Genomic DNA, 14737 nt, shown 5'->3' on the forward strand with positions numbered 1-14737 from the left:
GGGTGCCCCGACCCGGAAGGTGGCCGAGCGTGCGCGGTCGTGTGCGTACTGTGCTCCACATCGACCAACGTAAGTCCCTTTCCCCACCCCGATCGGCGGGGACACGCGCATTCCATCGTTTTGTCGATCTTTTGCGCGGGGGATCACCCGCACCCCCGAACACCCGCCGGAACCCGGGGTCGACCTCGCCCGCCCCGTGGGCACGCGCCCCGCGCCTACAATGAGGGCTCGCCCCCCGTTCCCCCTCTACGCCCGGGAAGTCCCACGTGTCGCTCACGATCGGAATCGTCGGCCTGCCGAACGTCGGCAAGTCGACCCTGTTCAACGCCCTGACCAAGAACGACGTGCTGGCGGCCAACTACCCGTTCGCCACGATCGAGCCGAACGTGGGCGTCGTGGGCGTCCCCGACCCCCGGCTGGCGAAGCTCGCCGAGATCTTCGGCTCCGAGCGCGTCCTGCCGGCCACCGTCGACTTCGTGGACATCGCCGGGATCGTGCGCGGTGCCAGCGAGGGCGAGGGACTGGGCAACAAGTTCCTGCACAACATCCGCGAGTCGGACGCCATCTGCCAGGTGGTTCGCGCCTTCCGTGACGACAACGTCGTGCACGTGGACGGCAAGGTCTCCCCGAAGGACGACATCGAGACCATCAACACCGAGCTGATCCTCGCGGACCTGCAGACCATCGAGAAGGTCCTGCCGCGCCTGGCCAAGGAGGCCCGGGTCAAGAAGGACCGGCAGCCGATCCTCAAGGCGGTGGAGGAGGCGAAGGCCATCCTGGAGGAGGGCCGCACCCTCTTCTCCGCCGGGATCCGGCAGGGAACCGAGCCCGCCGAGCCGCTCCACGAGCTGCACCTGCTCACCGTCAAGCCGTTCCTCTACGTCTTCAACGTGGACGAGGAGGAACTGACCGACGAGGCGTTCCAGGCCGAGCAGCGCGCCCTCGTCGCCCCGGCCGAGGCGGTCTTCCTCAACGCCAAGCTCGAATCCGACCTCGGCGAGCTGGACGGCGAGGAGGCGCTGGAACTGCTGCAGTCGGTGGGGCAGGAGGAGCCCGGCCTGGCGACCCTCGCCCGCGCCGGCTTCGAGACCCTGGGCCTGCAGACCTACCTCACCGCCGGGCCCAAGGAGGCCCGCGCCTGGACGATCAAGCGGGGCGCCACCGCGCCGGAGGCCGCCGGCGTCATCCACACCGACTTCCAGAAGGGCTTCATCAAGGCCGAGATCGTCTCCTACGACGAACTGGTCGAGGCCGGCTCCCTCGCCGAGGCCCGCGCCAAGGGCCGCGCCCGCATGGAGGGCAAGGACTACGTCATGCGCGACGGCGACGTGGTGGAGTTCCGCTTCAACGTCTGATTCCTTCGATGAAGGGCCGTGCGACCTGCGGTGGAGCGGGTTGGACGGCCCTTCGCCGTTCGGGGCCCGCCGGATGGGGCGCCTGCCGCCCGAGGTCGTGAGCGGTCCCCGCGCCGGAAGGAGGTGGGGCTCCCCGTATCGGTTCGGGAAGAGTTCGGGAAGAGTTCGGGAAGAGGGGTGCCCCCGGATTCCCGGGGCTCCGGGGGCATGTCCGGCACGGTTCGCCCCCCCATGCACAGCGGTAACACCGTGGCACGGCCCCCGTGGTCGGGACCAGGAGGTCACGATCACGCTGCCGGGGGAGTCGCCCGGCATCTTTCCCCCTGTCGCGGCGACGCTCTGCTTCGCCGCGGTCCCCGGCCCCGAGGCCCTCTCCCGGCGCGCCGGATCCGCTCCTCGCGCACGGCACCCGCGTACCCCTCTCCGGGGGTGTTGTCGCTCCTGGTTCCCTCCCGGGGCCCGGCCCGTCGCGTATCGCTCGCGGGGTTCCGGGCCGGCCCGGCCCTCCGGCGACGTTCGTGGGGGCGGCGGGCGGCCTCCTGCTCTCCCACCTGCCGGGATCGGGCCCGGTCGTGGGGTTCGCCACGGGGAACGGAGCGATGAGCGCCGCGGGGTCGGGATCTCCCCGGTGCCGGTCCCGCTCGCCGCACTCCTGCTCCGGGAACGGGGTCTCACCGTCGTCGTGCCGCCGGCGACGGTCGCGCCCGTGGTCTCGTTCGTCGCGACGGCGAAGCCCACGCCTCCTCCCGACCCGGAACCGGGGCGGCGGGGATCGACACCTGGCTCGCGGCGGTCGTGAACCCGCCGCGCCGCCTCCTGCCGGGTGCTCGCCGCGGGCGCCGGCCCCGGGAGGCGTGGGGACGGGAGCGTTCCGGCGAAGGCCCCCTCCTCCGCCCCGTGTTGGGGTGTGCCGGCGCTCCGGAGGTCGTTTCCGGACGGTGAGTCACGAAGATCACACACCGTGATGTTTCCGTGATGTAAACAAGGTGCTACTTGTGAGTAATCTAACGCCCCCGGAAGTGCCCCCCGCTTCCGGAGGGGCCACGCGCGCGCTCCCCGAACCCCCTGCACAGCACCCCCCACTGCTTGTCCGACAGGAGTTCAGATGCGCCTGCGTCATGTCCGGACCCTCCTTTCCGCCCTGGTGGCCGCCGTACTGGTCGTGCCGCTCACCGCGGGCACCGCACGGGCCACCACCCCCGACCCCGTCGTCTTCGTGCACGGCTTCTCCGGCAAGAGCGGCCAGTTCTCCACGATGACCCGGGACTTCGGGGCGAACGGCTACCCCGAGGACCGGCTCCACGTCTTCGGGTACAACTCGTTCCAGTCCAACGTCACCACCGCGCACCAACTGGCCGACTACATCGACAACGTGCTGAGGCGGACCGGCGCGAGCAAGGTCGACATCGTCACCCACTCGATGGGCGGTCTCTCCTCGCGCTACTACATCAAGCACCTCGGCGGCGCCGACCGGGTCGACGACTGGGTGTCGATCGGCGGACCGAACAACGGGACCGCGCTCGCCGGGTTCTGCGACCTCCTCATCACCGCCTGCGGCGAGATGAGGGTCGGCTCGAACTTCCTGCGGGACCTCAACGCCGGGGACCCGACTCCCGGCAACGTCACCTACACGACCTTCCGTTCGCCCTGTGACCTGGTCATCAACCCGGTCGACAGCACGATCCTCAACGGGGCCGACAATCGCCGGACCGCCTGCCTCGGACACATCGGGATGATCTCCGACGCCGGCGTCATCAACGCCGTGCGCGAGGTCGTCTCCTGAGGCGGTACGCCATCACCCGGCGGCCCGTTCCGAAGCCGAACCGGCTTCGGAACGGGCCGTCCCGCGTGGTCGACGGCGGCCATCCGGCCGAAGGGGACGGGAGGGCGGGGGGCGGTTCCCGCCGGCTGTGCACCGGGTGCGTCACGGCCGTGTCCCGAAGCCGGGGACCGGTGGAGGTGGGGCGCGTTGATGACTAGGGTCGCTCACCGATGGAGGACGAGGCGTCAACCGACGGTCACAGGGGTGGAATCGGTGGAACGACGGATCCGGCACGGCTGCGGCGCGCTGGCGCTGGGACTGCTGCTGACGGTGGGCTGCACCGCAGAAACGGACGAACCGGACGAATCCGCCGGCGGGGAGGTGCCGGGGGTCGGTGACGGGGAGGGGCCCGGCATCGTCCTCGCCGCGGAGCGCCTGCCGGTGAACCGCGCGCAGGCCGTGGAGTTGGCGGAGACGATCATGGCACGACCGGAGACCTTCGGTCCCGGGTTCGTCGGGATCCCGGGCCGCGGCGGTGACCCGGGGGAGTGGGCGGTGCTCGACGAGAACTGTGTCTGGGTGCGGGAACCCGTCCCGGACGAGGTGCTCGCCAGTGTGACGGGCCACGCCGAGTTGCCGGCCGAGGAGGGCGCCGGTCCCCTGGGCGTGAGCGCCGTGGTGACCGTCCACCGCGACGCCCGGAGCGCGGAGTGGGAGATGGCCCGAACGGTGGAGGACGCCCTGCGCTGCCCGGATCAGCAACTGCGCCCGGACGAGTGGGTGAGCGGACTCATCTCCGTCGGGATGGAGTTCGGGGCGGTGGGCAACTTCTTCGCGGAGGATTTCCTGATCGAGAGGGGAAGCTTCCACGGCGGGGAATCGGACGAGCCGCACGACTTCGAATGGGCCCGGGCCCGCATCGGCCCGCTCACCGTGGCGGTCTCGGCGAAGGGCGCGGAGGGCCGCACCGGTGAGGAGGTGGGGGAGGCCGCCACACGGGCTTCCGGCCTCATGCTGTCGACGGCGGAGAGGGAACTGGCGCAGGAGCCGGCCGGCCCCGACGCGGGGGAGGGGAAGAAGCGGTGATCGATCCCCTGCGGCACGACGATCCGTCCCGGGCGGGCGGTTACCGCCTGCTGGGCAGGCTGGGCGCCGGTGGCATGGGCGTGGTGTACCTGGGACGCACGGAAGCCGGGGAACTCGTCGCGGTCAAGACGGTGCGCGCCGAGTACGCCGGTGACGAGGAGTTCCGCGCCCGGTTCCGGCGGGAGGCGGAGATCGCCCGCCGGCTGGACAACCCGTGGACGGTGCGGGTCCTCGGCGCCGACACCGAGGGCGAACGGCCGTGGTTGGCGACCGCTTTCGTGGCCGGGCCCTCGCTCGCCGAGGCAGTGGGCCGGTGCGGGCCCCTGGCCGAGCACGGCGTCCGGGTGCTCGGCCGGATCCTCGCCGACGCCCTGGCGGCGCTGCACGACAGCGGACTGGTGCACCGGGACGTCAAGCCCGGCAACGTCCTCCTGGGCCACGACGGGCCCCGGCTGATCGACTTCGGTGTCGCCCGACCGACGGACGTCGGTGCCACCCCCCTGACCGCCGACGGGGTGGTGGTCGGAACGCCCGGCCACCTCCCGCCGGAGCAGGCCGAGGGTGGTGTCCCCGGCCCGGCCGGGGACATCTTCTCCCTCGGCTGTCTGCTGGTCTGCGCGGCCACCGGACGCCCCCCGTTCGGGACGGGCCCCGCCGAGGCGCTGCTGTACCGGACCGTGCACGACGAACCCGACCTCGACGGGGTGCCCCCGGGGCTGCTCCCGGTGCTGCGGGACTGCCTGGTGAAGGACCCGGACGGTCGTCCGGGGGCCCGGGAACTGATCCGTCGTCTCGCCGACGACCCCCGCTCCCCGCACCGGCCGGTGGAGGGGGACGCCTCCACCTGGCTGCCCGAGGACATGGTGCGGCTGATCGCCGCGCGGGCGGCGCGCTCCCTCGACCTGCCGCCCGTCGAACCCACCCGCGCGGACGTCCCGCCGGCCGGCCCCACCCCCCGGGGGCCCGGCCGGCGCGGACTGCTGGCCGTGGCGGCCGGTGGCGCGGCGGTGCTCGCGCTCGGCGGAGGCGCGGCGGCCCTGAACCTGCTGCGCGGGGGCGGGGGGCGGGGCGCCCGGGACCGCCCCGCCCTCGGGGTCCTGGCCGATCTCTCCGGTCCCGACCGGGTCGTCGGACGCGAGCAGGAGCGCGGGGTGCGGCTGGCCGTCGCCCATCACAACGCCCGTGCGGACGCCCCCTTCGAGTTCACGGTGCGGACCGGGGACGAGGGTGGTGCGGCGGGGGCGGCCGGTGCCGCCGCCGAACTCGCGGGGGACGGGAACGTGGTGGCCGTCCTCGGCCCGACGACCGACGGGGCCGCGATGGCCGCGCTGCCCGTGTGCGAGGACGCGGGGCTGCCCCTGGTCATGATCTCCTCGGGACGGACCACCCTGCTCTCGGACGCCCTGGAGGGCGGGAGCAGTCGGGTCCTGCTGCGCGCGGGCCCCTCGGACCTGGTGCTGGCCTGGCCGATCGGCGGGCACCTGGCCGAAGGGGCCGGGATCGAGCGGCCCGGGCTGCTCCAGGACCGCTCCCTGGGCGTGAGCGCCGCCGAAACGATATCCGCGACCGGCCTGGTGGCCCGGTGGAACCACGGACACACGCCCTACCCCCGGGTGGTGCCGCCCGGGCTCCGGGAGAACGAGGGGTTCGGCCCGGTCGTGGCCGACATGCTGGACGCCGGGATCGACTCCTTCGTCTTCGCCGGCCCGCCGGAGAACGCCGCCGCCGTCGCCCGTGAGTTGGCCGCCGCCGGGTTCGACGGGCCGCGGTTCGCCCCGCAGGCGGTGCTGCACCCGACGTTCGTCGAACAGGCCGGTGACGCGGCGGAGGGCTGGCGGTTGGTCGCCTCGTTCATCGATCCGGCGGCCACCCCGGGCGCGGAGGAGTTCGTCGCCGCCTACCGGGAGGAGTTCGACGCCGAGCCCGGTTACTGGGCGGCCGAGGCGTACGACGCCGCCGGGTTCGTCCTGCGGGGGATCGGGAGCGCCGCCGCCGACCGGGACGAGCCGCCCGCGCGCCCGCGGCTCGCCGACGCGCTGCGCGAGGTCACCCACCGGGGGGTCACCGGGGAGTACGCGTTCGACCCGGAGGCCGGTGACCTCGCAAGCCGGGACACCCTCCTGTACGAGGTGCGCGACGGCCGCTTCGTCCTCCTCGGTCCCGCGTGACGGGGTGACGGGGTGACGGGGTGCCACCCGTCCGGCTGGTGGGGAAGGAGGATCCTTGCGGGGGTTGACGGCCACCGATCCGGCCCGCGTGGGCGGCTACCGCCTGTTGCGGCGGCTGGGTGAGGGCGGCATGGGGGTGGTGTACCTGGCCTCCGGGCCGGGTGGCGGCCTGGTCGCGCTGAAGCTGATCCGGGCCGAGTACGCGGACGAGTCCGGTTTCCGCCGTCGATTCCGCCGGGAGGCCGAACTGGCGGCCTCCCTGACCGGACGGTGGATGACACCGGTCATCGCCGCGGATCCCTCGGCCCCCGAGCCCTGGCTCGCGACCGCCTACGTTCCGGCGCCCTCCCTCGCCGAGGTGCTCGCCTCCCGGGGGACCCTCCCGCCGGGAACGGTGCGGGTGCTCGGGGCACGGTTGGCCGAGGCGCTCGCCGATGTGCACGCGGCCGGGTTGGTGCACCGGGACGTCAAGCCGGCCAACGTCCTGCTCGCCCTCGACGGGCCCCGCCTGATCGACTTCGGCATCGCCCGGGCCACCGACGCGGCGCCGCTCACCACGACCGGCGTCATCGTCGGCTCGCCCGGCTACCTCTCCCCGGAACAGGCCCGGGCCGGGGAGGTCGGTCCCGCGAGCGACGTGTTCTCCCTCGGGTGCGTGATGGCGCACGCCTCCGGTGGGCGTCGGCCGTTCGGCGAGGGCACGCCCGCCGGGGTGCTGTACCGGACGGTGCACGAGGAGCCGGACCTCGACGGTGTCCCGGAGTCGTTGCTCGGACTGGTGCGGGCCTGTCTGGACAAGGATCCGCGCGCGCGGCCCGACGCCCGGCGGGTGCGCGGGCAACTGGAGGGGAGCCCGGACCCCGGCGGCGACTGGCCGCCCCCCGGTCTGTCGCGACTGGTCGCCGAACGTTCCGCCCGGGTCCTGGACCTCCGTCTGCCCGAGCCCACCCGGCTCGACGGCGCCCCGTCCGCCGGTGGACCGGCCGGTTCCGGCGGGGCGTCCGCCACCGCGCGGTCGGCACGACGGGTCGGCGGGCCGACCCGTCGCCGGTTGCTGAGGGGCGTGCTCGCCCCGGCCGGGGCGGCGGTCCTCACCGGCCTGCTGGTCCGTGATCGTGCCGGCTCCGGCGACCCGTTGCCGCGTCGCGTCATCGGTCTGCACGCCGATCTGTCGGGTCCGACCGCCGGGGAGGGACGGGCGCAGGAGAACGGCGCCCGGATCGCCGTCGAGGAGCACAACGGCCGCCGCGATCGTCCCTTCGACCTCGCCCTGCTCGTCCGGGACGACGGCGGGGACGGGGCGGGGGCGGCCGGGGTCGCCGGTCGATTCGTCGCCGACGGGTCCGTCGCGGCGGTGATCGGCCCCACCTCCGACGGGGCCGCCGAGGCCGCCGTGCCGGTCTACGACGAGGCCGGCCTGCCGGTGGTCGCCGTGTCGGTCGCCACCACCGCCGTCTCCTCCCGGGACCACGACACCTTCTTCCGGCTCCGCTTCGACGAGGGCGGCCACGCGCTCGGGGCGATCGCCTACCTCACCCGGGTCGAGCCGCGTTCCCGGGTCGCCGTCATCGAGGACGGGGCCGCCTCGGCCGCCATCCGCGGGACGGGCGGCTCACTGCTCCACGCGCCGCCCTCGGGGGGCACCGTCACCGTTCACCCCGTCCGCGCGGACGTCGAGGACTTCACCGCCGTCGTCGCCGACGCGCTGGCGGGGGAGCCCGAGGCGGTCGTGCTCGCGACGGATTCCCCCGAACGGGCCGCCCGGTGCGCGCGCGCCCTGCACGAGGCGGACTTCTCCGGCCCGCGGGTGACGACCGAGGCGGTGATGGGATCCGCCGCTTTTCCCACCGGGGCGGGCGAGGCCGCCGAGGGGTGGGTTTTCACCACCTCGTTCGTCGATCCGGCGGAGCACCCCGGGGCCGAGGGGTTCGCGACGGCCTATCGGGAACGGTTCGCCGCCGCCGGGGTGCCGCCCTACGCGGCGGAGGCGTACGACGCGGTGCACTTCCTCGCCCGGGGGCTCGAGGGGGCGGGGACCGCCGAGGACCCGGGTCACGCGCTGCGCCGGGGGTTGTGGTCGGCGAGCCACGAGGGCATCACCCGCACCATCGCGTTCCACCCGGAGCACCGTTCGCTCCTGCCGGGATCGGCCCACTTCTTCCACGTGATGGAGAACGGCCGGCCGCGGTACGGGGGGCCCCTCCCCGTGGCGACGGACTGACGCCACCCCTCCGGGGTCCCGCCCGGGACCCGGTTCCCGCCGGGCTCCCTCGCGGATCGGCCCGGCGGGTCGTACCCGGGCGGCGCGGCCCGATGTCGCCGGGCCGGGGGGTGAAGACGGTGCCCCTCGCTCGGCCTTTCGGGTGAACGTGGGGCCGACTCTTGCGTGTCATCACCCGGGGTTGCCACCCTGTTGCTCTCAGTGCTGACCGTTCGGGTCGGAGCAGCTTCGGGAGGACCCGTGCCGGTGGGAGAGCAGCCCGCTTATCTCCGCGTCGCCGAGGATCTGCGCCGGCAGATCCGTGAGGGCGCCCTCCCGCCGCACACCCGGCTGCCCTCGCAGGCGGACATCCGGGCCGCCTACGGCGTCTCCGACACCGTGGCGTTGGAGGCGCGGCGGGTGCTCATGGCCGAGGGGCTGGTGGAGGGCCGGTCGGGCTCGGGCACCTACGTGCGGGAGCGGCCCGAGCCGCGCCGGGTGCACCGCAGCGCGCACCGCCCGGCGGGGGAGTGTTCGCCGTTCCGGCAGGAGCAGGCGGACGAGCGGGTGCGCGGGGTGTGGGAGGCCCGCAGCGAGCGGGGGACGGCCGGGCCGACGGTGGCGCGTCGGTTGGCGGTGGAGGCGGGGGACGCGGTGATGTGCACGCGGTACGTGTACCGGGTGGCGGACGGGCCGATGATGCTGTCCACCTCCTGGGAGCCGCTGCGGTTGACCGGCCGGACCCCGGTGGTGCTGCCGGAGGAGGGGCCGCTGGCGGGCCGTGGCGTGGTGGAGCGGATGGCGGGGATCGACCTCGTGGTGGACAACGTGGAGGAGGAGGTGGGGGCGCGGCCCGGTCAGGTGGACGAGGTGGAGGCGCTGGGCGGGCGACCGGGCCGGCTGATGATCGTGATCAGCCGCACCTTCCGCGCCGGCAGTCTGCCGGTGGAGACGGCCGATCTGGTGGTGCCGGCCGATCGGTACCGGATCGCCTATCACCTGCCGGTGCGCTGACCCGTCGGGCCGGGGGCACCGTCGGGCAGGTGGACCTCGAACCAGACGGTCTTCCCGACCGGGTCCCGGCGGGTGCCCCAGCGGTGGGATTCCAGGGAGACCAGGTGCAGACCCCGGCCGCTCTCCTCCTCGGGGGTCGCGCGGCGCGGCAGCGGGGGGTCGGAGAGGGGGTCGGAGACCTCGACCAGCAGTGAGCCGCCGCGCACCAGCCGCACCCTGATGGGGCCCCGGGCGTACCGCAGGGCGTTGGTGACCAGCTCGCTGACCAGGAGCACCACCGAGTCCTCCAGGGAGTTCAGCCCCCAGGCGTGGAGGGTGTGCCGGACGGCCGAGCGGGCCCGTCGGACGCTGTGGCCGCGCGCGGGGAAGACCCACGAGGCGCTGTCGGCGGGAGAGAGTTCGCCGAGCTGGACGGCGAGCAGCGCGATGTCGTCCTCGGCGCCCGGGCCGGGTCGGCCGGCCTCCGGGGCCAGGGTGCCCAGCACGGTGTCGCACAGCTTCTCCAGGGAGATCTCGCCGCCACCGAGGCCGGCGAGGGTCCCGCACAGTCGGTCCAGGCCGTCGGTGATGTCCTCCCGGCGCTTCTCGATCAGGCCGTCGGTGTAGAGCACGAGGACCGACCCGGCGGGCACGTGCGTCCGGGTCTCCTCGTGCCGGGCGTCGGGCACGCCGATCGGGGGCCCGTCGGGCACGTCCACCGGTCGGGCCGACAGGCGGCCGGTGCTCGGGTCACGGGTGAGCAGCACCGGCGGGACGTGGCCGGCCTTGGCGATCGCGCACTCGCCGGTGGCCGGGTCGTGGACGGCGTACAGACAGGTGGCCATCATCGGGTCGTCGGGGCCGGCGGAGAGGTCGTCGGAGAGGCGGTTGACGCGTTCGAGCACCTCGGCGGGGGGCAGATCGAGGTCGGCGAGGGTGCGCACGGCGGTGCGCAGTCGGCCCATGGTGGCGGCGGCGCGCAGGCCGTGGCCCATCACGTCGCCCACGACGAAGGCGACCCGCCCGCCGGCCAGCGGGATCACGTCGAACCAGTCGCCGCCCACCTCGGCGCGACTGCTCCCGGGCACGTAACGGAAGCCGATCCGCACGCCCGGCGGCTCGGGGACGCTCTGCGGCAGCAGGCTGCGTTGCAGCATCACGGCGGCCTCCCGCTCGCGGGCGTAGAGGCGGGCGTTGTCCAGCGAGACGCTGGCCCGACCGGCGATCTCCTCGGCGAGGGCCAGGTCGTCGGTGTCGAAGCCGGCGCGACGACCGGAGCGACTGATGACGAGCAGGCCGAGCACACTGCCCCGGGCCCGCAGCGGAACGACCATCAGGGAGTGGATGCCCAGGCCGGTGGCGGCGGCCACCTTGGGGTCGTCGGGGGCGGTCGCCTGCGCGATGGCCTCGGCGGAGTCCAGCAGCCGGGCCGGACCCCCGGCGAGCGCCTTCCCGAAGACGGAGTCGGCGGTGAAGCGCACCCGCTCGCGGAGGCCGAGCATCCGATCGACCTCGGGGCTGTGCCGTTTGGCCGCCACGGCGGCCTGGACCAGGGGACCGGGGCGGAGGTGGGTGCTCTCGCCGGGGTCCTCGCCCCCGGTGCCCTCGACGAGCGCGGCGGGCAGCATGACACCCGCGTAGTCGCAGAAGCGGGGGACGAGCAGGTGGGCGAGGGAGTCGGCGATGGGGGCGACCTCGAGCAGGTCGCCCAGGGCGGCGCCGATGTCGTCGAGGAGGGCCAGGCGCTGTCTGGCCCGTTCGATCTTCTCGGTGGCCTCCCGCCGCTCGGTGATGTCCATGACGGTGCAACTGACACCGTGGACGCGGCCGGTGCGGTCGGTGAGGCGGCCGAAGGAGACGGAGCGGGCCCCGCGGCGATCCGGGGAGAGGGTGACCAGGTCGATGACGGATCGGCCGGAGGCGAGGACCTCGCGCTGCACGGCGTGGATCTGCGGCCCCATGTGGTCGGGCAGCACGTCGAGGACGGTGCGGCCGATCAGGTCCTCGGGCGCGGCGCCGTGCAGTCGGGAGAGGGAGTCGTTGACCCGCACGAAGCGCTGCTCGGTGTCGAAGAGGGCGATGCCCAGCGGGGAGGCGGTGAAGAGGGCGTCGAGGGCGGCGAGTTCCTGCTCGATCGCGGCCAGTCTGCTGGTCTCGACGAGGTTGGCGAGAACGAAGGGGGAGCCGTCGGGGCGGCGCATCAGGGAGGCGCGGCCCTCCACCTCCACCGTTCCGCCGTCCAGGTGACGCAGCGGGATGACCCCGCGCCAGGAACCGGTGCGCAGGAGGGTCCCGTAGACGTCGCCGGCCTCCCCGGTCAGCGCGCACGGGGAGGCCGTGAGGTCGGTGACGGGCCGGCCGAGGACGAGGGCCTGGGTCCAGCCGAGCATCCGTTCGGCGACCGGGCTCCAGAGCAGGATCCGCCCACCCGGGTCCAGGACGACGATGCCGATGCGCAGGACGTCGAGGAGGGGGCGCGGGGCACCGGGTGCCGGGGAACCGGCGGGCGGGACCTCGTCCCGCGGACTCTCCGCACTCGTGCTCACGTCGCACCACGTCCCCGCTCGGGCCCACCGCCTTGGTCGCGGTCGGGTCGGACTCGCACCCGTACACCCGATTGTGCCGGGGATCAGCGAGGTGCGCTGTCCGCCCGCTCGACGCGTTCCACCAGATAGCGGCCGGAGTCCGCCGGGCGCGCGCCCGCGCCCTCCTCCAGCCTGCGGATCAGACGCTGGGCCTCCGCGCGCGTGGCGCAGCGTCCGATGCGGTAGCGATGTCCGTTCGCGTCCTGGCGCACCACCTGCCACGGACGCGGATTGCCGTCGTTCATTTCTCACCCCCTGGGCGCATATGCCGGACCCTACGCCGGCACCTGTGTTCACGCCTACGAAAACCTGTTCCACGGGGCGGGAACCGGACAGGCCCGAACCCCTCCGGCACGGGGCGACACGAGGGGCCGACGGACCGTCACCGGGCAGCGTAGGCGGCTCGTGGGCACCGGGTGTCAACCCGCGGTGTCGGGGATGTTTCCGCCGGTGAAACGTGGGGGGCGGGAGGTTCCCCGCAGGGGGTTCCCCACGCCGTGTTCACTCCCCGACCGTGGTTCCACCATCACCCGATCACTCCTCCGCCCCGGCGTGCGCCGGGCGTACGCCCGGCGCGTTCCTTCTCCCGGGGCTCCGGGGGTTCCACGGACGTCCGAATGCGCCCCGGCGTTATCGGGGGTCTCCGCCGGTCGGGTGAGATCGGGGGGCCGTGACGCCGTGTCCGCTTCGCCGGGGGCCCCGGGTGGCTTTCGCTGTCGATGGGTGTGATCAGCCGCCAATCGGAGCACCCCGGTCACGCACGCCGGTCGGGGCGGAGGGAACAGCATGCTGGGACGATCGAGCGACCCCGGTACCGGGGCACCGGCGCGGGACGGGGGCGGGAATTCCCGGGGGCGCGCCGTCCGTCTCCCGGCGGGTGCCCTCCTGCTGTCCCTCCTCCTCGCCCTCCTCGCCGGCTGTTCCGGCTCCGGGAAGGAGCCGGACCCCGCGGAATTCCTGTCCGCCGTCCCCACCGCGGACCGGGACCGGCTGCGCGAGGGCGGCTCCCTGGTGTGGGCGGTGGACGACCTGCCCGCCACCCTCAACGCCTTCCGCTACGACGCCGACACGGTGACCGACCGGGTCACGATCGGTCTGTTGCCCCGCCTCTTCGTCACCGACGAGCGGGGACGGCAGCACCCCGACCCGGACTACCTGCGCTCCGCCGAGGCCGCACCCGAGGGCGACGGGTGGCGAATCGTCTACGCGCTCAACCCCCGGGCCGTGTGGAGCGACGGCGAACCCCTGGGGGCCGAGGACTTCATCGCCCAGTGGAAGGCGCTCAACGGCTCGGACAACTCCTACTGGAGCGCCCGCAACGCCGGCTACGAGTGGATCTCGGAGGTGAAGGCGGGGCCCGGCGAGCACGAGGTCACCGTCCTGACCGAGAACACCGTGGCCGACTGGCGCGCGCTCTTCACGCCGTTGTACCCCCGCTCCCTCACCGGCGACCCCGTGGCCTTCAACAACGGGGCCCGCGACGGTCTCCCCGCCACCGCCGGCCCCTTCACCCTGGGGGACGTGGACCGGGGGGCCGGTCGGATGACACTGACCCGGGACGACGCCTGGTGGGGGGATCGGGCGCTGCTGGACGAGCTGGTCTACCTCCGGGTGCCCGCCCACCGTCGGCTGGAGGAACTGGGCCGGGGAACGGTCCACGTGGCCGAGGTGGACGCGGTCACCGCCGAACGCGTCCTCGCGGCCGCGGGCACCCCCTCCCGGGGCGGGGGAGTGGACAGCCCGCACGCGCCCCCCGGCCCGGAGGACACCGGGGACGGGCCCGACGGGTCCGGGGAGCCCCCCGCGGACCCGGAGGACGAGCCGCGCGACGACCCCGACGACGGTCGCGGGGCGCCCGCCGCCGGCCGGCCGGGGAACGGACCCGGAACCGGCGGCGCCGGCATCGAGGCCGCCGAGGCCCCCGGCACCGCCGCCCTGTCCGTCGGCCGGGACCTCACCGCCCACCTCGTCCGATGGGGGGACGCCCGGCTCGCGGCGGCGGCGCCGGACGCCCCGACCGTCGCCGCGAAGGGGGCGGACCGGGCCGCCGAACGGTACGCCCGGGCCCTGGTGACCGCCCAGCGCTCCCGGGACCGGGCCTTCGCCCTGAGCGAGCAGAACGCCCGCGAACACCTCGCCCGCTACACCGTGCACCGCGCCTACGGGCCCTCCTGGACCCAATTGGCGATCAACGGCTCCTCGCCCGCGCTGCGGGACGAGCGGGTGCGCTGGGCCCTGGCCCGCGCCCTGGACCGGGAGGCCCCGGCGGCCGAGGTGCACGGCGCCGCGGGGTTGCCGCCGCAGCCGTTGGGACACCATTTGTGGGTCCCCGCGCAGCAGGAGTACCGGGACCACGGCGGCGCGCTGGGGGAGACCGGTCCCCGGGCGGCAGCGGAGGTCCTGGAGGCCGTCGGCTGGCACCGCGTCCCCGGTGGGGGGTCGGGCGCCGGCACCGAGCCGGGCGCCGAGGCGGACACCGATCCCGGGGCCGGCGATCCCGGGGCCGGCGATCCCGGGGCCGGCGACGCGGAGGCCGACGCCGGGAGTCCGGCGGCCGGTGTCCCACCCGCCGCCGGACTCCCGGCGTC

At 74.6% G+C, this 14737-nt stretch carries 9 protein-coding genes; 7 read left to right on the plus strand and 2 right to left on the minus strand.

Features of this window, described 5'->3' with window-relative positions; translation table 11 throughout:
• Positions 1-266 precede the first annotated feature (266 nt).
• The 6 genes from ychF (at position 267) to FOE67_RS03930 (ending at position 9585) form a co-directional block, all read left to right on the plus strand.
• Positions 267-1355: a redox-regulated ATPase YchF gene (ychF, locus tag FOE67_RS03905; protein WP_182660415.1), complete on the plus strand. Its 1089-nt coding sequence runs from the start codon at positions 267-269 to the stop codon at positions 1353-1355.
• A 1105-nt stretch (positions 1356-2460) separates the two neighbouring features.
• Positions 2461-3138, plus strand: a complete 678-nt coding sequence (locus FOE67_RS03910; RefSeq protein ID WP_182660417.1) for an esterase/lipase family protein — start codon at positions 2461-2463, stop codon at positions 3136-3138.
• A 252-nt stretch (positions 3139-3390) separates the two neighbouring features.
• Positions 3391-4203: a hypothetical protein gene (locus tag FOE67_RS03915; protein ID WP_182660419.1), complete on the plus strand. Its 813-nt coding sequence runs from the start codon at positions 3391-3393 to the stop codon at positions 4201-4203.
• On the plus strand, positions 4203-6371 hold the full coding sequence (locus FOE67_RS03920) for a bifunctional serine/threonine-protein kinase/ABC transporter substrate-binding protein (RefSeq protein WP_182660427.1): 2169 nt from the start codon (positions 4203-4205) through the stop codon (positions 6369-6371). Before FOE67_RS03915 ends, FOE67_RS03920 begins: the two co-directional genes overlap by 1 nt.
• A gap of 55 nt (positions 6372-6426) precedes the next feature.
• Entirely contained in the window at positions 6427-8592 is a 2166-nt protein-coding gene (locus tag FOE67_RS03925; protein WP_182660421.1) for a bifunctional serine/threonine-protein kinase/ABC transporter substrate-binding protein, read from the plus strand.
• Between the two features lie 240 nt (positions 8593-8832).
• Positions 8833-9585, plus strand: a complete 753-nt coding sequence (locus FOE67_RS03930) for a GntR family transcriptional regulator (protein ID WP_182660423.1) — start codon at positions 8833-8835, stop codon at positions 9583-9585.
• Here FOE67_RS03930 and FOE67_RS03935 read toward each other — a convergent pair.
• Together FOE67_RS03935 and FOE67_RS03940 are read right to left on the minus strand one after the other, a co-directional pair.
• Positions 9567-12110: a SpoIIE family protein phosphatase gene (locus FOE67_RS03935; protein ID WP_323384172.1), complete on the minus strand. Its 2544-nt coding sequence runs from the start codon at positions 12108-12110 to the stop codon at positions 9567-9569. The genes FOE67_RS03930 and FOE67_RS03935 overlap by 19 nt on opposite strands.
• A gap of 83 nt (positions 12111-12193) precedes the next feature.
• The gene (locus FOE67_RS03940; protein ID WP_182604774.1) at positions 12194-12394 is read right to left on the minus strand and encodes an SPOR domain-containing protein; all 201 of its coding nucleotides are present in this window, start codon (positions 12392-12394) and stop codon (positions 12194-12196) included.
• Positions 12395-12935: 541 nt separating this feature from the next.
• Between FOE67_RS03940 and FOE67_RS03945 the strand changes: the two genes are divergently transcribed.
• Positions 12936-14737, plus strand: a 1802-nt coding sequence (locus FOE67_RS03945) for an ABC transporter substrate-binding protein (protein ID WP_182660425.1), incomplete at its 3' end; no start/stop codon positions are given.

The sequence above is a fragment of the Streptomyces calidiresistens genome, from assembly GCF_014141525.1.
GTDB classification, from domain to species: domain Bacteria; phylum Actinomycetota; class Actinomycetes; order Streptomycetales; family Streptomycetaceae; genus Streptomyces; species Streptomyces calidiresistens.

Bases quoted from the DNA above. Each gene is read 5' to 3' on its own strand.
- FOE67_RS03940 (WP_182604774.1), bottom strand. From the start codon at position 12,394: ATGAACGACGGCAATCCGCGTCCGTGGCAGGTGGTGCGCCAGGACGCG.
- FOE67_RS03910 (WP_182660417.1), top strand. From the start codon at position 2,461: ATGCGCCTGCGTCATGTCCGGACCCTCCTTTCCGCCCTGGTGGCCGCC.